Source organism: Lentzea sp. NPDC042327 (genome assembly GCF_040647275.1).
Lineage (GTDB): Bacteria > Actinomycetota > Actinomycetes > Mycobacteriales > Pseudonocardiaceae > Lentzea.
Genome location: NZ_JBEZBX010000008.1, coordinates 226,394 through 243,703, shown reverse-complemented (window position 1 = coordinate 243,703; position 17,310 = coordinate 226,394). Strand labels below are relative to the sequence as shown.

The window sequence follows — 17,310 nt, the reverse complement described above, 5'->3', positions numbered from 1 at the left end:
CACTGCAGGAAGTCCAGCCGATCGAGCGCGTTTCGCCGTCAGCGGAGTGCGCTGGCGTCCGCGGTGTTCCGGACGGATGCTGGGATCATGAAGATCCTGGTGCTCGGCGGAACCGTGTTCCTCAGCAAGGCCGTCACGGCGGAGGCGGTCCGCCGGGGCCACGACGTGGTGTGCGGCGCTCGCGGCGCCTCGGGCGAAGTACCCGAAGGTGCGCGCCTGGTCTCGATGGACAGGAACCGGCCCGGCGCGTTCGACCAGCTCGCCGGGGAGCGGTTCGACGCCGTCATCGACGTGTCGAAGTACTCGGTGACCTGGGTGCGGGACGCGTTGGAGGCGTTCGGCGCGACCACGCCGCACTGGACGTTCGTCAGCAGCATCTCGGTCTACGCCGACCACGCGTCGGGCAGCGACGAGCTGTTGCCGCCGCTCGAAGACGATCCGGCGCAGGAGTTCACGTCCGAGCGGTACGGCAGCGTCAAGGTCGCGAGCGAGAACGCGGTCAGGGAGGCCGTGCAGGGCAAGGAGTTCATCGTCAGGGCCGGGCTGATCACCGGGCCGGACGACCCGAGCGACCGGTTCGGGTACTGGCCCGCCAGGCTCAGCAGAGGTGGCCGGGTGGTGGTGCCGGACAGCCCTGAGCTGGGGTTCCAGCACATCGACGTGCGGGACCTGGCGCGGTGGATCGTGTTCGCGGCCGAGGAGCGGGTGACCGGCACGTTCGACTCGACCGGGCCGGTCATGCCGTTCCAGATGGCCATCGGGGAGATCGCCGGGGCCACGGCGGCGCCGGGGACGCAGCTCGTGCCGGTGGCGGAGAGCGTGCTCGAACAGCTCGGGGTCAACCCGTGGGCCGGGCCGCGGTCGTTGCCGCTGTGGTTGCCGCGGGAGTGGGCGAAGATGGTCGGCCGCGACGTCAGCGCCGCGCTGGCGAACGGGTTGCGGACCAGGCCGCTGGCCGAGACCGCGCTCGACTCGCTGGAGTACGAGCGCGGCCTCGGCGTGGACAGGCCCCGCAAGGCGGGACTGACGCCCGACGAGGAGGCGGAGGTCCTTACAGCAGCGGGTTGACCTGCGCGGCGACGAGGTCGATGCGCACGCCCTGGTTCGGGCAGCCGCCGAAGTGGTGCAGCCCGATCACCTTGTGCGTGCGCCTCGACAGCACCGGCGAACCGGACGAACCGCCCTCGGTGTCGCACATGTAGCTGATGTCGGACTGCGACGAGCTGCCGTTGACCCGTACGGCCCGCACGGCGCAGTAGCCGCCGCCGTTGCTGTCGTCGCGCAACGACAGCTTCTTCAGCTTCCCGGCCGGGTGGCCGACGATGTACATCTCCTCACCCACGGCCGGAACGCGCGCGTCCAGTTCGAGGTAGCCGAACGAGCTGATGGCCGCGAAGTTGTTCACGGTGAAGAGGGTGTAGTCCAGCGCGGCGCTGTACTTCAGGACCTGGGCCGCCAGCACCTTCGTGACGGTGGCCGTGGCCGTGCCGCCGCAGGTGGGGCACTGGTAGTTGAACCACACCTCGATGCCGGTGGTGCTGGTGAAGCAGTGCTCGTTGGTCAGCATGCGGTTGTTGGGGCCGACCCGCCACGCGGTGCACAGCGAGCTGCCGTTGCGCAGCAGCTTCGCCACGGCCGGCGTCTTGCCCCACTCGGTCGGGTTGCTGGACTGGTAGCAGACGGCGTCCTTGTAGTCGTTCGTGCCGCAGATGCTCTGCACGGACGGCTGCGCGGACATCTCCGCCTCGGTGTAGCCGCGGGTGAGCTTGTCGACGCGGGCGCGGCTGAGCGGGCTGCTCACCGACACCACCGCCCTGTCGCCGGTGATCGACATGGCCCAGAAGCCGGTCGCGTCGACGGTGGCGGTCAGCGAGGACTTCAGGTCGCGGGTGTAGGTGTACTTCTCGGTGCCGTCAGGGTTCGACACCGTGAGCACGTCACCCGGCAGAATGCGCAGATCCGTGAAATGCAGCTTCACGTATCCGGATCCGGGCCGTTCGACGGTCGTCGAACGGCTGAGGCCGCCCACGCGGACCGAGACGGATTCCTCGGTGCCGATTTCCTGTGACTGCGGCGATTGCGCCTGAGCAGGTGTAGACGTGGTGGTGGTAGCAGGGACAACGGTCGTCATCGGCAGGGCCAGCGCCAGTGCCGTGAGGAGTTGCAGGGTTTTCCTCATGCCCTTTGATACTTCCGACGTCACCTGACCGTGTCAGCCCGCCGAACGTCGGTAATGGAGGAATCCATGCAAGTTGTCCATTTCGGTCATGCCTGTGTGCTGCTCGACACCGGCAGCACCCGCATCCTGATCGACCCCGGCACCTTCTCGTCCGGGTTCGAGGACCTGGTGGACCTGGACGCGATCATGATCACGCACCAGCACGCCGACCACGTCGACGCCGAGAAGCTGCCCGCGCTGCTCAGGTCGAACCCGCGGGCGTTGCTGGTCGTGGACGAGGGCACCGCGCCGAGCGTCGAGCACCCGACCGTCGCACGGCCGGGTGATGTGCTGAAGGTCGGCGACACGACCCTCAAGGCCGTCGGCGGTCAGCACGCGGTCATCCACCAGGACATCCCGGTCGTCCCGAACACCGGCTACGTCGTCGGCGACGGTGCGTTCTACCACCCCGGCGACGCCCTGTTCGTGCCCGACGAGGACGTCGACGTGCTCGGCCTCCCCTCCGGCGCGCCCTGGATGCGCACCGGTGAGGCCGTCGACTTCATGCGCGCCGTGAAGCCGCGCGTGGCCGTGCCGATCCACGAGGCGGTGCTGGCCATGCCGCAGATGGCCTACCACCACTTCGAGAACCTCAAGCCGGTCGGAACCGAGGTCAGACCACTGCAGCGGGGCGAGGAGACGGAAGTCTGACGTAGGTGGTCGGCACGGCGTCGTGGGCGAGGGCCACGTCCACGGCGTCGAGCACGGCCTGCCGCGCCCCCGCACGGTGCAGGTCGCGCGCGTCCACGGTGATCCGCGTGAGCCCACCGCGCCGCGCGGACCTGGCCGCCGCGTAGACCAGCGCCAGCGACCGCAGCTCACCGAAGTTGCTGCGCTCGGTCAGCGCGTGCAGCCGCCCGAGCGTCGCGAGCCCGGTGCCGACGTCCCGCACGGCGTGGGCGTCGGCGCAGAGCTTGAACTTGTGCTTGGCCAGCGCGATCAACGTCCCCGGCGACGCCACACAACGCCGTGGCGCGAACGTGTCGACGTTCAACCCGATGGCGTCCATCTGCACACGGGCGCCCGTCAGCAGAAGCCCCGCCTCGTACGCGGGGAGCCTGCGTTGACCGAGGCCGTGCAGCACGACGGCGTCGCCGAGCGTGGCGCGCTGCCGCACCCAGTCCTGCGCCGTGGCGAGCTCGCGGGGGACCACGAGCAGCGACAACGGCACCCGCCGCGACTGGAGGGCCGCGGCCAGATCAGCGCACCGGTCGAGGGTCTGCGGACCGATGCCGGACAGTGAGACCACGAGCTGTGAGTGCACCCGACGAGTGCGCCATGCCGTGGTGACGTCCGCGTGACACCGGAGCTAACTCACGCGAGCCAGTCGGCGAAGGACCGGCCGGTCAGCAGCTCGTAGGCCTCGACGTAGCGCTCGCGGGTGGCTTCGACGACCTCGTCGGGCAGCGGGGGCGGCGGGGTGTCCGAGCGCCGGTCCCAGCCGGACGCGTCCGAGGTCAGCCAGTCGCGCACGTACTGCTTGTCGAACGACGGCTGCACCCGGCCCGGCGCGTAGCCCTCGGCGGGCCAGTAGCGCGACGAGTCCGGCGTGAAGACCTCGTCGGCGAGGATCAGCTCGCCCTGCTTGTCCAGCCCGAACTCGAACTTGGTGTCGGCGAGGATCAGGCCGCGCGTCTTGGCGTACGCGCGCGCTTCGCTGTACAGCTCGATGGTGCGGTCACGCAGCTTCGTGGCCAGCTCGACACCGTGCTTGGCGGCGATGACGTCGAACGACACGTTCTCGTCGTGCTGCCCGATCTCCGCCTTGGACGCCGGCGTGAAGATCGGCGGGTCCAGCTCGTCGGCCTCGACCAGGCCCTCCGGCAGCTCGATCCCGCACACCGCGCCGGTCTGCCGGTAGTCGGCCATGCCGGAGCCGGTGAGGTACCCGCGCGCCACGCACTCGACGTCGACCATGGCCAGCTTGCGCACCAGCAACGCCCGTCCGCGCACCTCGGCGGGAATCCGCGGGTCGTCGGCGGCGACCAGGTGGTTCGGGCCGAGCCGCTCGAACCAGAACACGCTCATCGCGGTGAGCACGCGGCCCTTGTCCGGGATCGCGGTGCTCAGGACGTGGTCGTAGGCCGAGATCCGGTCGGACGCGACGAACAGCAGCAGCTCGTCGTCGACGTCGTACAGGTCGCGGACCTTGCCCCTGGCGACGTGCTGGTAGTCAGCGAGCGTTGGCACGCCGGTCAGCCTAGCCGGGCGGGTCGGCCGGCTTCCGGCCACCGCACCACTACAGATCGGGCGTCCGGCCATTTAAGGTGCACCCCGTGCTCACCCGAAAGGCCCTGTTGATCCCGGCAACCGCCAGTGCGGGACTGCTCGTCGTGCTCGCCGTCGCGGGGTGGGGCGGCGACTCCGGTCCGCAGTCGTCCGCACCGGCCCCCGGTCTGGGCGCGAGCACGACCCAGCAGGTCAGCCTCGTGCCGACGCCCGAGCTCGCCGAGATCACGGTCAAGACCACGACCACGACGACCACCACCACGACGACCACGACCACCACGCGCAGGCCGGCGCCGCCGCCCGTGCAGCCGCCGCCACCCGCGCCGGTGGTCACCACGACGGAGCCGCCGCAGCGGGGTCTCCTCGTGAACGAAGGTGCGCGCTGTGCTCCCGAGGGTGCCGGCGGTGTCGACCTGCGCGGGCAGGCGCTCGTGTGCCGCAAGGACGACCGGCGGGCCGACCGCCTCCGCTGGCAGCAGGCCTAGGCCGGGGAAGCCGGAGGGGCCGGAGGGGCCCACTCCAGGACGTCGACCTCGTCGCCGACGGCGAGCGATCCCGCGCGGACCACGGCCGCCTTCATCCCGAAGGTCACGCCGCCGTCCGGGTCGCGCCGGTAGGAGGCGAGCGTGCGGATCGGCTCCGGGCCCGCGCGCAGACCGGTGTCCTGGTCGACCAGCGGCACCGAGCAGCGCACGCAGTCCTTGGCGTAGCCCAGCTCCACGTCGCCGATGACCGCGCGCCGCACCCGGTCCTCGGTGTGCGGCTCCGGCCAGCCGGAGATCACCACGTTGGGGCGGAAGCGGTCCATCGGCACCGGTTCGCCGCCGCGGTCCAGGACGCGTTCGTTCAGGCCGTCCAAAGAGGACAGCGACAGCACCAGCAGCGGGTGCGCGTCCGCGTAGCCCACCAGGCCCTCGGTCTGCCCGCCCGACTCCCTGCGCACGTCCTGCGGCATCCGCACCAGCCGGACCGCCTGACCGAGCACGTCGGAGAAGTACGCGGCGGCGTCGTCGCCCTGGTCGACGCCGAAGCCGTCCCACTTGTGCACCACGACCGGGATGCGCGGCCCGTCGGCGACCACCGGGAACGACTCGCCGCCGACTCGCAGCGCCGAGTCCACGAGGGACGGTCGCAGTGCGGCGAGCGCGGGCGTGTTCCGCTGCGACAGGAACACGCCGTCCTCGGCCGACACCAGCATCATCATCCGGTCGTCGCGCAGCCCGGTGAGGTCCACGGCGGACGACGTGACGGCGACGCCGCCGCACCCCTTGACCGGGTAGGCGAACAGCCCGGACACGATCACAGGATCGGCTCCGGCTCGTACGCCGGGTACTTCTCGACGACCGCGGCCACCTGCTCGACGACCGCGGCGACCTGCGCCGACGCCACGCCGGTGAACGACAGCCGGTCCGCGAGCAGCGCGTCCAGGGCCGCGCGGTCGAGCGGCAGGCGCTCGTCGGCGGCGAGGCGGTCCAGCAGGTCGTTCTGCGCCAGGCCCTCCTCGCGCATCGCGAGCGCCACGGCGACGGCGTTCTCCTTGATGGCCTCGTGCGCGGTCTCCCGGCCGACACCCGCGCGCACGGCCGCCATCAGCACCTTCGTCGTGCCGAGGAACGGCAGGTAGCGGTCCAGCTCACGGGCGACGACGGCCGGGTACGCGCCGAACTCGTCCAGCACGGTCAGGAACGTCTCCAGCAGCCCGTCGAACGCGAAGAACGCGTCGGGCAGCGCCACCCTGCGCACGACCGAGCAGGACACGTCGCCCTCGTTCCACTGGTCGCCCGCGAGCTCGCCGACCATCGACAGGTAGCCGCGCAGGATCACCGCGAAGCCGTTCACGCGTTCGCACGACCGGGTGTTCATCTTGTGCGGCATGGCGCTGGACCCGACCTGGCCGGGCTTGAAGCCCTCGGTCACCAGCTCGTGGCCCGCCATCAGCCGGATGGTCTTCGCGAGCGACGACGGCGCCGCCGCGAGCTGCACCAGCGTCGACACCACGTCGAAGTCCAGGGAGCGCGGGTACACCTGGCCGACCGAGGTCAGCACGCGCTCGAAGCCGAGGTGGCCCGCGATCGTGCGTTCCAGCTCGGCCAGCTTCTCACCGGAGCCGAGCAGGTCGAGCATGTCCTGCGCGGTGCCGACCGGGCCCTTGATGCCGCGCAACGGGTACCGCGAGATCAGCTCGTCGAGCCGGGAGAACGCCACCAGCAGCTCGTCGGCGGCCGTGGCGAACCGCTTGCCCAGCGTCGTGGCCTGCGCGGCGACGTTGTGCGAACGGCCGGCCATCACCAGGTCGGTGTGCTCGGCGGCCAGGCGCGCCAGCCGGCCCAGCACCGCCGCGGTCTTGCCGCGGACGAGCTCCAGCGACCGCAGCACCTGCAGCTGCTCGACGTTCTCGGTGAGGTCGCGCGAGGTCATGCCCTTGTGCACGTGCTCGTGACCGGCGAGGGCGTTGAACTCCTCGATGCGCGCCTTCACGTCGTGCCGCGTCACCCGCTCGCGGGCCGCGATCGACTCCAGGTCGACCTGCTCCAGCACGCGTTCGTAGTCGGCCACCGCGCCGTCCGGCACGTCGATGCCGGCGGCCGCCTGCGCGCGCAGGACCGCGAGCCACAGCTGGCGCTCCAGCACGATCTTGTGCTCGGCCGACCAGAGCGTCGCGAGCGACGTGGAGGCGTAGCGACCTGCGAGGACGTTGGCGATGCGCGGCTTGGTCACGCCGCCAGGTTAGTGCACGTCGGACTCACTCCCAGCGGATGCGGCCGTCGGTGAGCATCGTTGTGAGCACGTCCACAGACACCGGCAGCTGCGCCCGCAGACCGCTGCCCGTCGCCGGGTTCGTGGTGAACGCCGACAGCTTCACGGTGTAACCGCTCTCGAAGACGCGGGTGGACACGGCCCTGACGACCGTCGAGGTCCCGTCGAGGTACTCGGCCTCGATGATCTTCGACCCGTCGTCGACGGGCATCTCCTTGCACGTGACCGCGCCGATGCACTCCAGCCGCGAGCTCTTCGGGGTGCTCGTGGTCGTGAGCAGCAACGCGGTCGGCCCGATGTCGTCGGTCAGGTACACGTAACCGCTCAGGGACGGGTCCGGCGCGGAGCCGGGCGAGGGCGGCTTCGTCGTCGAGGTGCCCTGGACCACCTGCATGCCCGGCTGGACGTAGGCGGAGACGTCGCGCAGCTCCCGGCGCACGGTCTGCAGCTTCGCCGCGAGGGCGTCGCCGATGCGCACGCTGCGGGCGTTCGGCGACTCGGTCGACGTGGGCGCGCTGCTCTCGGTGCGCCGCGCCGCGATCTGGTCGTCGTCACCGGTCTTGGGCAGCAGCCCCGGCAGTGCGAAGGCGGACACGACGATCAGGGCGGTGGCCACTCCCACGCTGACCAGTGCTCGCCTGCGACTTTTTTTCTGCTCGGCCCGCCTCATCAGGGCGTCCGGGTCGAAGTCGAGGGGCGGCTCGTCCCAGACGGCCAGCAGCATCCCCTCGCGGATCTCCTGCTCACTCACGACGCGACCCTCCCCGAACTGCTGTCGAGCTTCTCCACGATGGTGCGCAGCGTCGCGAGGCCACGCGCCGTCTGGCTCTTGACCGTTCCCTCCGAGCACCCCATGGCCACCGCCACCTCGGCGACCGAGAGGTCCTCGAAATAACGCAGCACGAGCACCGCCCGTTGCCGTGGCGGGACCTGGAGCAACGCGGTGTGCACCAGCTCACGCGCCCACAGCTTCGCGCTGGTGTGGTCGGGGTCGACCCGCTCGTCGGCGGCGTCGGGCAGCTCCCCGTCGCGCTGCTCGGCCCTGCGCCACGGCCTGCGCTTCTCGTCCAGCCAGGTGCGCAGCAGCACCTTGCGGGCGTAGGCGATCAGGTTGTCCAGGCCCTTGATGCGCTTCCAGGCCAGGTACATCTTCATGAGGCTGGACTGCATGAGGTCCTCTGCGGTGTGCCAGTCCCCGCAGAACAGGTACGCGGTGCGGCGCAAGCTCGCGGCATTGGCTGCCGCGAACTCGCGGAAGCCCTGTTCATCGGCCTTGCGCATGCGATCCCCTCTCGCGTCCTCATCCAGGGGAACGCACCGGGGTAACGCGGGGTTGCATCACTCGTGACGCGAAAGGGCCTTTCGGAGCATTCTCGCCGCGACACCGCGTGGATCGGACTTCAGCTCGATGAACGCGTTCACCATCGTGCCGTCCACGAGCGCGATCAGCTCCTCGACCCGGTCGGCGGGCAGTGCGCGGCCGGAGCGGGCGAAGATCGCGGAGATCAGGTCCTGCAGCTCGGAGCCCATGACCCGCATCAACGGCCGCAGGTAGGGGCGGCGGCCGGTCGCGACGAGGCGTTCGTAGCGCAGCAGCATCGTCTCGGTGTCGGTGACGTCCGGGCCGACCAGCAGGTCGAGGACCAGCTGGATCAACGCGTCGTCGTCGACGGTCCCGTGCGGCAGCGCGGCCAGCTTCTCCCTGCTGCTCGCGAGCTCGGCGCGGCCGTGCAGCTCGACCGCCGCGGTCACGAGCTCGTCGAGCGAGTCGAAGTAGTACGTGGTGGACGCGAGCGGCAGACCTGCGCGTTCGGCGACCGCGCGGTGCCGGACCGCGTCGAACCCACCCTCCACGAGCAGTTCGGCCGCGGCCTCCACGAGCGCCTGCCTGCGGCGCTCCCCCTTGGGAGTTGCTGCGGTCATAGTCGGGCCAGAGTACTGGGCGAGCGGGCGCGGCCTGGTCAGAACCGGGACGCGAGTGCGTCCGCGACCCGCGTTGCCTGCCCCTTCAGCTCGCCGTCGCCCTGCGTGAAGACGTAGAGGTCCTGGCCCTTGCCGGTCTTGACCACCGCGGTGTCGGCGCGGTCGGGTGCCGTGAACTCGCTCGGGGTGACGATGGCCGTGATCGTCAGCCCGTCGACCTTGAACGCGGCCGAGCGCGACGACGGCGCGCAGCTGACGGTCGGCGGGACGGCGTCAGCGGGTGGGACCGAAAGCTCTCCGGCGAGGGCGACGGCGAGCTCCCGGTCCACCTCCGCGCAGCCCTGCACCGCGCGTTCGCCGACACTGGGGTCGGCGCTTCCCGGCGTGGCCGTGTCCCCCTGCGTGGACACGTCACCAGGGAAGTTCTTCGTCTGCATGTTCGGCGGGTCGACCGGAGCGGACAGCGGCGATTGTGCCGAGTTGTCCCCCGCCTGGCCAGCACCGGCGACGGACTCGGCGCCTTTGTCCTGGTTCACCCAGTTCGTCCCGGCCAGGACGCCGCCGAAGCCGAGCACCACGACCAGCGCGGTCCCGCCGGCGATCGCGCTGCGCCTGCGCTGGGTGGCCCTGCGCGACGCGGTGCGGACGTCCGACACGTCGAAGGCCGCCGGTGGTGCGTCGTGCGCGGCGTCGCGGAACAGGTCCGCGAGCTTGTTCTCGTCCACCTACAGCCTCCTTCCGCTGGTCGCCGTCATGACGCCGGTCGCAGGTCGTCGATCGCGCTGCCGAGCGCTTCCCGCAGTGCGGTCAGCCCGCGGGCGGTCTGACTCTTCACAGTTCCTTCCGAGCACTTCAGCACCTCGGCGGTGGCCGTCACGTCGAGCCCTTCGAGGAACCGCAGCACGAGCACCGCCCGTTGCCGCGGCGGAACCCTGCGCAGGCCCTTCACCAGCGCCTCGCGCGTCGCGACCGTGTCGCCGACCTCGTGATCGAGGGCCGGCGTCTCCGGCAGCTCGTCGGTGAACTTCTCGCGCCGCCACGGACGCCGTGACTCGTCGATCACCGCGCGCACGACGCTGCGCCGGACGTAGGCGTCGAGGGCCTGCTTGTCCCGGATCTTCCGCCACCTCCTGTGCAGTGCCACGAACGCGGTCTGCGCGAAGTCGTCAGCGCGGTGCCAGTCGCCGCACAGCAGGTATGCCGTTCGGCGCACGGCCTCACGGCGAGCCACGAAGTACTCCGCGAACTCCTGCTCGTCGCGCTGATCCACGCGGACTGCTCTCCGCTCGTTCCTCGAGTTGCACTGACCGGACGGAATCCGGGGGCCCCACGGTTGCACGAACCCGCGAGGAGAGCCACATCACCCCCTCGGTCGTGAGCCGGATGTGATGTGATCGGGGTCGTGACCCCCATTGACCTGCGCTCGGACACCGTCACCCGCCCGGACGAGGAGATGCGCCGCGCGATGGCCGCGGCCGAGGTCGGCGACGACGTGCTCGACCACGACCCGACGATGGCCGCACTGGAGGAGCGCGTCGCCGGGCTGCTCGGCGTCGAGGCCGCGCTGTGGGTGCCGTCGGGCTCGATGGGCAACCTGATCGCGTTGTTCCTGCACCTGGACCGCGGTGACCGGTTCCTGGCCCCGCTCGGCGCGCACGTGCTGGACGCGGAGCTGGGCACGGCGGCGTGGCTGGCCGGCGGCATGCCGCACGCGTTGCACTCGATGACCCCGGAGGCCGTGGTCGCGGCAGGCGGCGGCGAGTCGCCGTACTACGGGCTGCGGTCGACCCTGCTGTGCCTGGAGAACACCCACAACGCCGCCGGTGGCGCGCTCACCCCGGTCGCCGGTCATGCCGCCCTGGTGGCGGCGGCGCGGTCGGTCGGGCTGGCCGTGCACCTGGACGGGGCGCGGCTGTGGAACGCGTCGGTGGCGCTCGGGGTGCCGTTGACGGCGCTGACCGCCGGGGTGGACACGGTGCAGGTGTGCCTGTCGAAGGGGCTGGGCGCGCCGGTCGGGTCGGTCGTGGCCGGGTCGGCGTCGTTCGTCGTCGAGGCGCGGCGGGTGCGGAAGATGCTCGGCGGCGGGGTCCGGCAGGGCGGCGTGCTGGCCGCGGCCGGGCTGGTGGCGCTGGACCGGATCGCCCGGCTGGCCGACGACCACGCGAACGCCGCTGCGCTGGCCTCCGGGCTGCGGTCGATCGGCTGGGAGGTCGCGGAACCCGCGACGAACATCGTGCTGGCGGCGGTGCCGGACCTGGACAAGACGCTGCTGTCGTTGCGGGAGGCCGGCGTGCTCGCGAGCCCGATGTCGGGCAAGGTGCGGTTCGTGACGCACGGCGACGTGACCGCAGCGGACATCACCGAGGTGCTCCGCCGGGTTCGGGAAGGTGCCTGAGATGCGCTGGGTCGTGTTCGACTTCGGTGAGGTCATCAGCCAGCGCAACCCCGGGATTCCCGGCATGGCCGCGCGGCTCGGGGTGTCCGTGGAGGCGTTCGAGGCCGTGTACTGGGACCGCGACGCCTACGACCGCGGCGGCTCCGACGCGGACTACTGGGGCCGGATCGGGTCGCGGCTGGGCGTGCCGGTGGACGTGGAGGAGCTGACGGCCCTCGACAACGCGGGCTGGCTGGCCGACCCGGTGCCGGACACCGTCGCCCTGATCGCGGACCTGGCCGCCGCGGGGGTGCCGCTCGCGTTGCTGTCGAACGCGCCGGTGACGTTCGCGCGCCTCGCGGAGGAGGAGCCGTGGACCGAGCACTTCCGGCACCTGGTCTTCTCCGGTGACCTCGGCTGCGCCAAGCCGGACGCGGTGATCTGGCAGCGGCTGAAGGACGTCGTGGGCAGCTCGGACCTGGTGTTCTACGACGACCGCCAGGTCAACGTCGACGGCGCCCTGGCCGCGGGCATCGACGCGCGGCTGTGGACGTCAGCCGCCGCTGCGCGCGTTGAGCTCCGCGCGGAGCTCGGCGATCTCGGCGCGTAGGTTCCTGAGCTCCCGCACCGTCTCCAGCTCCGCCTCCTCGACGCCGCGCAGCTTCTCGACCAGCCAGCTGGCGATCGTCCCGGTGATGACACCGAGCAACGCGATGCCGCCGATCATGAGCAGCCCGGCGACGAGCCGCCCCTCGGTCGTGACCGGGTAGCGGTCGCCATACCCGACCGTCGACATCGTGGTGAGCGTCCACCACAACGCGTCACCGAACGTCGTGATACTCGCGTTCTCGGCGTGCCTTTCCGCGTCGAGCACGGCAAGGCTCGCGCAAAAAGCGACGATGGCCGTGACCCCCGCGACGTAAATGCTGACGCGCCGGCGGATCTTGTGCTGGAACTTCTTGTTCAACAGCGTGATGACGGTGATCAACCGCAGCACGCGCAACTGCCTGATCATCGGCAGCAACACCGCGGCGAGGTCGAACAGGTGCGTTTTCAGGAACCGCGGTTTGTCGACGGCGAGCGTGAACCTGACCGCGAACTCGACCGCGAACACCGCCCAGATCAGCCACAACACGACCTCGACCGGAACGTGCAGGAACACGTGGTCGTCGAGCACCTGGAACGCGTAAACGACGAGGAACAGCACGGCGAGCGCCGTCAACGGCCACTCCGCCTTGCGCTCCCACCGTTCCAGGCGGGCCTCGCTGGACTGCAACACCGCTCCATGGTGAATGTTGCGGCGGCATTGTTCCAGGGGCTAGCGCCGCGATTTCACCGCGCCATAAGCCACCGTGCCCACGAGGAGTAGCACTCCGATCACGGCGAGCCAGAAAAGGCCCTTCACGACGGCGCCGACGACGGCGAGAACGACCCAGATCGCGACGAGCCAGCCGATGATCGCCCACATGTGGTGTCTCCCCTGTTCTTCTGGTTGCTCTACAGCCAGGCCTTCAACCGCCTCAACGCTTCCTCGACGTCGTTCGTTGAACCCGCGAACGACATCCGCACGAAGTGGTGCCCGTCGACCGGGTCGAAGTCGATGCCCGGCACGATCGCGACCCCCGTGTCGTCCAGCAGCCTGCGGCAGAACCCCATCGAGTCGTCGGTCAGGTGCCGCACGTCCGCGTACACGTAGAACGCCCCGTCGGCCGGCGCGAGCTCCCCGATCCCGAGGCTGGTGAGCCCGTCGACCAGCAGGTCCCGGTTGACCCGGTACCGCTCCAGGTGCCCCGCGGTCTCCGCGTACGAGTCCGGGTGAAACGCCTCAATCGCCGCAAACTGCGACAAAGCGGGCGGACACAGCGTGAAGTTGCCGGTCAGGCAGTCCACCGCCCGCCTGAGCCGCTCCGGCAGCAACATCCACCCCAGCCGCCACCCGGTCATCGCGAAGGCCTTCGAGAACGAGTTCACGACCACCGCGTCCCGCGACGTCTCCCACGCACACGCCAACGGCTCCCCGTAGCTGATCCCGTGGTAGATCTCGTCACTGATCAACTGCACGCCGTTGTCCGCACACCACCGCGCGATCGGCGCGATGTCGGCCACCGTCCCGGTGGGATTCGCGGGGCTGGCGACGATGACCCCCTTGAGCGCCGCAACAGCGTGCTCCGCGGCAAGCATCTCCACCGTCGGCTGGAACCGCGTCGCCGGCCCGCACGCCAACTCCACCACCGAACACCCCAACGCCCTCAGGATGTTCCGGTAAGCCGGGTACCCCGGCCGCGCCAACGCCACCCGGTCCCCGACGTCGAACGCCGCCAGGAACGCCAACGTGAACGCCCCCGACGACCCGGTCGTCACCACCACGTCCTCAGCCCCGACCGCCAGGCCGTACTGCCGCCGGTAGTGCCCGGCGATGGCGGCCCGCAACTCCAGCACCCCCAACTGCTCGGTGTACCCCAGCGCCTGCTCGCCCAGCACACGCACCGCGGCATCCCGCACCGGCCGCGGCGCCGGACTCGACGGCTGCCCGGCGGCCAGCGACACCACGTCCCCGTGGGTGCGCTGCCGTTGCGCGGCGGCGGACAGCACGTCCATGACGTGGAACGGCGGGACGTCAGCGCGAGCAGCCACGGTCAGCATGGCGCCAGGCTAACTCGCCTGCGGGCCGGTGGGGCCTGAGACCTCGGGCGCACACCCACACATCTGCACACACGCACATCCACCACCGGGTCCAAACGCCACCACCTGCGCTAGCCAGGCCTCACCGGCTGCCCCCTCCGATGATCCCCATCAACCTCGCCGCGAGCCGCACCCAACCGACCATTTCCCCGTTCACCTCCCGGCCGCCCTCCCCGCGTTTCCCCTTTGCGGGCGAGCGAGCGGACGAATCAGGACAAAGCCCACTCGATCGGGTGAGCACGAACGAAACCCGGCGCATTTCCGTCATGCGAACACAGACGGAGATGCGCCGGGTCCCGGACAAAGCTCACCCGGTCGAGTGACGAATCAGTAGCCCTGGTACCCGCCGCCCTGGGACATCGCCTTCAGGCCGGGGTGGCCTTCGAAGCCGCCGTAGCGCGAGAACGTGTAGCGGACGCCGGCGATGATGTTGTCGATCGGGTTCCAGATGTCGTCGTGGCCGGGCAGCTTGTGGGCGTTGAACGTCGAGTCGATGCACTGCATGAGGCCCTTGGACGGGGTGCCCTTCTGCGCGTTCGAGTCCCAGAGGTTGATGGCGTGCGGGTTACCGCTGGACTCCTTCTCGATGATCTTCCAGATCTCGTCGATGTTGTCCTCGGTGACGGGGATGCCGTTGGCCTGCAGGATCTTGATGGCCTCGCGGATCCACTCCTCGACGTTGCCGGGCGGCGGGCTGCCCGACGGCGGACCACCGCTGGGACCCATGCCACCAACACCTCCGCCGCCACCACCGCCGCCGCCGCCGGAAGCACCACCGCCACCTCCACCGGAAGCACCGGAAGCACCACCCCCGCCACCGCCGCGGTCCTCGACGGGCGCCGGTTTCGCGTCCGAGCTGGACGTGGTCGTGCTGTCGTCCGGCGGCGGGGTCGCGGTCCACTCCACGGGCTTGCCGGGCGCGGGCGTGAAGGTCTGGGTGTTCGGGTCCTCGACGGCCGAGAACTTCGGTGCCAGCGCGCCGGGGCGGCCCTTGAGGGTGCCGGCGGCTGAACTCAAGGAGCTTTCTGCTTGTGCGACAACGGGTTGTGCGTCGGCGACGGCTTCGGCGCAGTAGCTGCGGATGATGCTGTCGACGTCTTCCTGCGGCTGGCCGTGCAGTTGCCGGCGGACCTGGCGGGCACGGCTCAGCAGGTTCTCGCAGATGCGGCTCATGGTGCTCTTCGCCGTTTCCAACGCGTTCGCGGCCGCCTCCAGGTCGGCCGCGGCGCCGTTGAGCGCGTCCGTCATCGCGGTGCCGCACCTGGTGATGTTGCCCATGTAGGCCACGAAACCGTCGGCCGACGTGCCCTCCCAGGCGCCGTCGAGCTGGGAGACGGACCGCTGCAGCACGTTCGACTGGTCGCCGCACTTGCCGGCCGCCTGCTTCCAGCGGGTGGCGATGTCGCGCACGGCTTGCGGTTGGGCGTTCTCGACCTTGTCGGCGAGCTCGGCCAGCGGTGCGCCGCCGGGCAGGCCCGCGACCTCGTCCATCGCGCTCACGTCACACCGCCCTGAAGGAGTTCCGGTTGGCGTCCTCGACGGCGGCCACGTTGGACTGGATTGCGTCGAGTGTGCTCTCCACCTTGCGCAGCACCTTCTCCGCCGCCTCGAACTCCTGCGCGCCCGCCTGCTCCATTGCACTGACCGCGCTGAAGATCGCCGCGGAGGCGCCGAACTTTCCGAAGATGTCCGAATTGCCGTGTTGATTGGAAAAGCCGTCACCGATCGCGCCGAATTGTCCGGCCTGACTGCTCACGGTTGTCCGGCACTGTTCCATGGCTTCGCTGTTGAACTTCGCCACAGCCATGCGCACGTACCCCCTCGATGTCTACTCGGAGACCTTAGAACGAATTGAGTCGAGCAGGGCGTCGATTCGCCCTTTCAACGCCGGTCGGGTGATGTCCTCGTCCACGATCACGTCGAGCCGGCACCGGCGCCCGCCATGTGTGGCGATGGCACCGATCCAGGCGCGAACACCTTGCTCCGGAACGAGTTCGACGAGTGCGGCCGCCATGTCGGCCACCTCGTCGACCACGACCTCGTCGCGGGTGAGCACGGCCCTGACCCCGCCGGCGACGACCATGGCGCGCGTCGACGTGCTGCCGATGCCGAGGCGGAGGTCGAGGGCGAGTGCGGGGGTCGCGAGCTGGTGGAAGGCCTTGGCGAGCCACGGGTCCAGCTCGTCAGACTCCACAGTGGACTCTGGCGCGTGCAGCACGATCGGCATCGCGCCCAGGTCGAGGTGGTCCCACGCCGCGCGGAACGCGGACGGGGTGAGTGCTGCTCTCACGGCGGAACTCTCCCGGCATGTCGCGGGCGACGTCCCCTGGCCCCCCAGGCCCGCGTGCGTTACGACGCACGGGCGAGCGCGGGGGTTCCGTGGTCACACTTCCTGGAGGAGCTCCCAAACGGCGGCGGCGAGCCGGTGGTTGTCGACCGGCGTGATGGTGCACCACTTGCGGCCGTCGCTGCTGGGCTTGAGCTGCCGCAGGTAGCGGCCGTTGTGCGTGTCGTGGAACGAGACCACGCGTCCCGCGCGCTGTCCGTTGCGCTGCGCACCGAACTGCCCGCGGGTGGAGGTGCCGTCGAGCATGGCGGCGAGCTCCTGCGCGTCGCCGAGGCGCATGCCCTGGCGTTCCAACGTGGTGATCATGCGCTGGGCGTCCTGCCCGACGTCCTTGGCCGCGGCCACGAGGTCGTCGTACGGCAGGCTGATCGAACGCCCGTACCCGGCCGGCATCTCACCGGCCACGGACACGGCGGCCTCGGCCAGCGCCGTGCCGCGTGCCTCGATCAGCCACATCTCGTCGCGGTCCTGCACGGCGAGGATGGCCTCGTCGCCCACGGCAGCGGCGAGCCCGCTGATCTGCCGGTCGGCCCAGACCCACAGGTCGATCGACATCGGCGCGTTCGCCAGCAACGCGAACCCGTCGGCGAGCTCGGGCACGACCCGGCCGTTGCCGGCCAGGCCGCGCGCTTCGAGCGACTCCCAGGCCCGTTTCACCACCTCGGCCTTCTCGGTGTGGGTGATGGAGGGAATCCGCGTGTCGAGCGCGACGTGGGCGGCCGGGAGGCGTTGCGCCTCCCAGACCACGGCGAACTCCACTGTGGACAGAACCACGGAACC

At 70.5% G+C, this 17,310-nt stretch carries 22 protein-coding genes; 5 read left to right on the top strand and 17 right to left on the bottom strand.

Going from position 1 to position 17,310, the window contains the following annotated elements:
* Window positions 1–87 precede the first annotated feature (87 nt).
* The gene (locus AB0A63_RS22195) at window positions 88–1,068 is read left to right on the top strand and encodes an NAD-dependent epimerase/dehydratase family protein (RefSeq protein WP_360394354.1); all 981 of its coding nucleotides are present in this window, start codon (window positions 88–90) and stop codon (window positions 1,066–1,068) included.
* On the opposite strand, the gene AB0A63_RS22190 is transcribed toward AB0A63_RS22195, so the two are convergent.
* Window positions 1,052–1,978 carry a serine protease gene (locus AB0A63_RS22190; RefSeq protein ID WP_360394351.1) on the bottom strand — a complete coding sequence of 309 codons (927 nt, stop codon included), beginning with the start codon at window positions 1,976–1,978 and terminating at the stop codon, window positions 1,052–1,054. The genes AB0A63_RS22195 and AB0A63_RS22190 overlap by 17 nt on opposite strands.
* A gap of 267 nt (window positions 1,979–2,245) precedes the next feature.
* Here AB0A63_RS22190 and AB0A63_RS22185 point away from each other — a divergent pair, with 267 nt between their 5' ends.
* A complete protein-coding gene (locus AB0A63_RS22185; protein ID WP_360394348.1) occupies window positions 2,246–2,869 on the top strand; it encodes an MBL fold metallo-hydrolase in 624 nt (207 codons plus the stop codon).
* Here the strand turns inward: AB0A63_RS22185 and AB0A63_RS22180 are convergent.
* Both AB0A63_RS22180 and AB0A63_RS22175 read right to left on the bottom strand, forming a co-directional pair.
* The gene (locus AB0A63_RS22180) at window positions 2,832–3,467 is read right to left on the bottom strand and encodes a DUF2334 domain-containing protein (RefSeq protein WP_360394345.1); all 636 of its coding nucleotides are present in this window, start codon (window positions 3,465–3,467) and stop codon (window positions 2,832–2,834) included. The genes AB0A63_RS22185 and AB0A63_RS22180 overlap by 38 nt on opposite strands.
* 65 nt (window positions 3,468–3,532) lie before the next feature.
* Complete coding sequence (locus AB0A63_RS22175; protein WP_360394343.1) at window positions 3,533–4,408, bottom strand: phosphoribosylaminoimidazolesuccinocarboxamide synthase; 876 nt, start codon at window positions 4,406–4,408, stop codon at window positions 3,533–3,535.
* 86 nt (window positions 4,409–4,494) lie between these two features.
* On the opposite strand from AB0A63_RS22175, the gene AB0A63_RS22170 reads away from it, so the two are divergent.
* Window positions 4,495–4,932: a hypothetical protein gene (locus AB0A63_RS22170; RefSeq protein ID WP_360394340.1), complete on the top strand. Its 438-nt coding sequence runs from the start codon at window positions 4,495–4,497 to the stop codon at window positions 4,930–4,932.
* On the opposite strand, the gene AB0A63_RS22165 is transcribed toward AB0A63_RS22170, so the two are convergent.
* Genes AB0A63_RS22165 through AB0A63_RS22135 form a run of 7 tightly spaced genes read right to left on the bottom strand, consistent with a single transcriptional unit; the run spans window position 4,929 to window position 10,397 of the window.
* Window positions 4,929–5,744, bottom strand: coding sequence for an MOSC N-terminal beta barrel domain-containing protein (locus AB0A63_RS22165; protein WP_360394337.1), 816 nt, complete (start codon window positions 5,742–5,744; stop codon window positions 4,929–4,931). The genes AB0A63_RS22170 and AB0A63_RS22165 overlap by 4 nt on opposite strands.
* A 2-nt stretch (window positions 5,745–5,746) precedes the next feature.
* Window positions 5,747–7,165, bottom strand: coding sequence for an adenylosuccinate lyase (gene purB, locus AB0A63_RS22160; protein ID WP_360394335.1), 1,419 nt, complete (start codon window positions 7,163–7,165; stop codon window positions 5,747–5,749).
* 25 nt (window positions 7,166–7,190) lie between these two features.
* Window positions 7,191–7,955, bottom strand: a complete 765-nt coding sequence (locus AB0A63_RS22155) for a hypothetical protein (protein ID WP_360394332.1) — start codon at window positions 7,953–7,955, stop codon at window positions 7,191–7,193.
* Window positions 7,952–8,485 carry a SigE family RNA polymerase sigma factor gene (locus AB0A63_RS22150; RefSeq protein ID WP_360394330.1) on the bottom strand — a complete coding sequence of 178 codons (534 nt, stop codon included), beginning with the start codon at window positions 8,483–8,485 and terminating at the stop codon, window positions 7,952–7,954. The genes AB0A63_RS22155 and AB0A63_RS22150 overlap by 4 nt, the downstream gene beginning before the upstream one ends.
* A gap of 57 nt (window positions 8,486–8,542) precedes the next feature.
* Complete coding sequence (locus AB0A63_RS22145; RefSeq protein WP_360394327.1) at window positions 8,543–9,127, bottom strand: TetR family transcriptional regulator; 585 nt, start codon at window positions 9,125–9,127, stop codon at window positions 8,543–8,545.
* Between the two features lie 38 nt (window positions 9,128–9,165).
* Complete coding sequence (locus AB0A63_RS22140) at window positions 9,166–9,852, bottom strand: hypothetical protein (protein WP_360394324.1); 687 nt, start codon at window positions 9,850–9,852, stop codon at window positions 9,166–9,168.
* A gap of 26 nt (window positions 9,853–9,878) precedes the next feature.
* Window positions 9,879–10,397, bottom strand: coding sequence for a SigE family RNA polymerase sigma factor (locus AB0A63_RS22135; RefSeq protein WP_360394322.1), 519 nt, complete (start codon window positions 10,395–10,397; stop codon window positions 9,879–9,881).
* Between the two features lie 123 nt (window positions 10,398–10,520).
* Between AB0A63_RS22135 and AB0A63_RS22130 the strand changes: the two genes are divergently transcribed.
* Together AB0A63_RS22130 and AB0A63_RS22125 are read left to right on the top strand one after the other, a co-directional pair.
* Window positions 10,521–11,522, top strand: coding sequence for a GntG family PLP-dependent aldolase (locus AB0A63_RS22130; RefSeq protein WP_360394848.1), 1,002 nt, complete (start codon window positions 10,521–10,523; stop codon window positions 11,520–11,522).
* Between the two features lies 1 nt (window position 11,523).
* On the top strand, window positions 11,524–12,111 hold the full coding sequence (locus tag AB0A63_RS22125) for an HAD family hydrolase (protein WP_360394319.1): 588 nt from the start codon (window positions 11,524–11,526) through the stop codon (window positions 12,109–12,111).
* On the opposite strand, the gene AB0A63_RS22120 is transcribed toward AB0A63_RS22125, so the two are convergent.
* From AB0A63_RS22120 to AB0A63_RS22090, 7 genes are all read right to left on the bottom strand, one after another.
* Window positions 12,055–12,780, bottom strand: a complete 726-nt coding sequence (locus AB0A63_RS22120; protein WP_360394316.1) for an ion channel — start codon at window positions 12,778–12,780, stop codon at window positions 12,055–12,057. The two genes, AB0A63_RS22125 and AB0A63_RS22120, sit on opposite strands and share 57 nt — an antisense overlap.
* 39 nt (window positions 12,781–12,819) lie before the next feature.
* On the bottom strand, window positions 12,820–12,969 hold the full coding sequence (locus AB0A63_RS22115; protein ID WP_360394313.1) for a hypothetical protein: 150 nt from the start codon (window positions 12,967–12,969) through the stop codon (window positions 12,820–12,822).
* 29 nt (window positions 12,970–12,998) lie between these two features.
* Window positions 12,999–14,144, bottom strand: a complete 1,146-nt coding sequence (locus AB0A63_RS22110; protein ID WP_360394311.1) for a pyridoxal phosphate-dependent aminotransferase — start codon at window positions 14,142–14,144, stop codon at window positions 12,999–13,001.
* A gap of 366 nt (window positions 14,145–14,510) precedes the next feature.
* Window positions 14,511–15,674 (bottom strand): transglycosylase SLT domain-containing protein, encoded by a 1,164-nt coding sequence (locus AB0A63_RS22105; protein WP_360394846.1) that lies wholly within the window; start codon window positions 15,672–15,674, stop codon window positions 14,511–14,513.
* A gap of 10 nt (window positions 15,675–15,684) precedes the next feature.
* Window positions 15,685–15,990, bottom strand: a complete 306-nt coding sequence (locus AB0A63_RS22100; protein WP_360394308.1) for a hypothetical protein — start codon at window positions 15,988–15,990, stop codon at window positions 15,685–15,687.
* Between the two features lie 21 nt (window positions 15,991–16,011).
* Window positions 16,012–16,473 (bottom strand): ESX secretion-associated protein EspG, encoded by a 462-nt coding sequence (locus AB0A63_RS22095; protein ID WP_360394306.1) that lies wholly within the window; start codon window positions 16,471–16,473, stop codon window positions 16,012–16,014.
* Window positions 16,474–16,566: 93 nt separating this feature from the next.
* On the bottom strand, window positions 16,567–17,304 hold the full coding sequence (locus tag AB0A63_RS22090; protein ID WP_360394303.1) for an ESX secretion-associated protein EspG: 738 nt from the start codon (window positions 17,302–17,304) through the stop codon (window positions 16,567–16,569).
* Between the last annotated feature and the right edge of the window lie 6 nt (window positions 17,305–17,310).

Excerpts from the sequence above, each read along its gene's own strand:
- AB0A63_RS22195 (WP_360394354.1), top strand. The coding sequence starts at position 88 with ATGAAGATCCTGGTGCTCGGCGGAACCGTGTTCCTCAGCAAGGCCGTC.
- AB0A63_RS22185 (WP_360394348.1), top strand. The coding sequence starts at position 2,246 with ATGCAAGTTGTCCATTTCGGTCATGCCTGTGTGCTGCTCGACACCGGC.
- AB0A63_RS22150 (WP_360394330.1), bottom strand. The coding sequence starts at position 8,485 with ATGCGCAAGGCCGATGAACAGGGCTTCCGCGAGTTCGCGGCAGCCAAT.
- AB0A63_RS22145 (WP_360394327.1), bottom strand. The coding sequence starts at position 9,127 with ATGACCGCAGCAACTCCCAAGGGGGAGCGCCGCAGGCAGGCGCTCGTG.
- AB0A63_RS22125 (WP_360394319.1), top strand. The coding sequence starts at position 11,524 with ATGCGCTGGGTCGTGTTCGACTTCGGTGAGGTCATCAGCCAGCGCAAC.
- AB0A63_RS22115 (WP_360394313.1), bottom strand. The coding sequence starts at position 12,969 with ATGTGGGCGATCATCGGCTGGCTCGTCGCGATCTGGGTCGTTCTCGCC.
- AB0A63_RS22110 (WP_360394311.1), bottom strand. The coding sequence starts at position 14,144 with ATGCTGACCGTGGCTGCTCGCGCTGACGTCCCGCCGTTCCACGTCATG.
- AB0A63_RS22105 (WP_360394846.1), bottom strand. The coding sequence starts at position 15,674 with ATGGACGAGGTCGCGGGCCTGCCCGGCGGCGCACCGCTGGCCGAGCTC.
- AB0A63_RS22100 (WP_360394308.1), bottom strand. The coding sequence starts at position 15,990 with ATGGCTGTGGCGAAGTTCAACAGCGAAGCCATGGAACAGTGCCGGACA.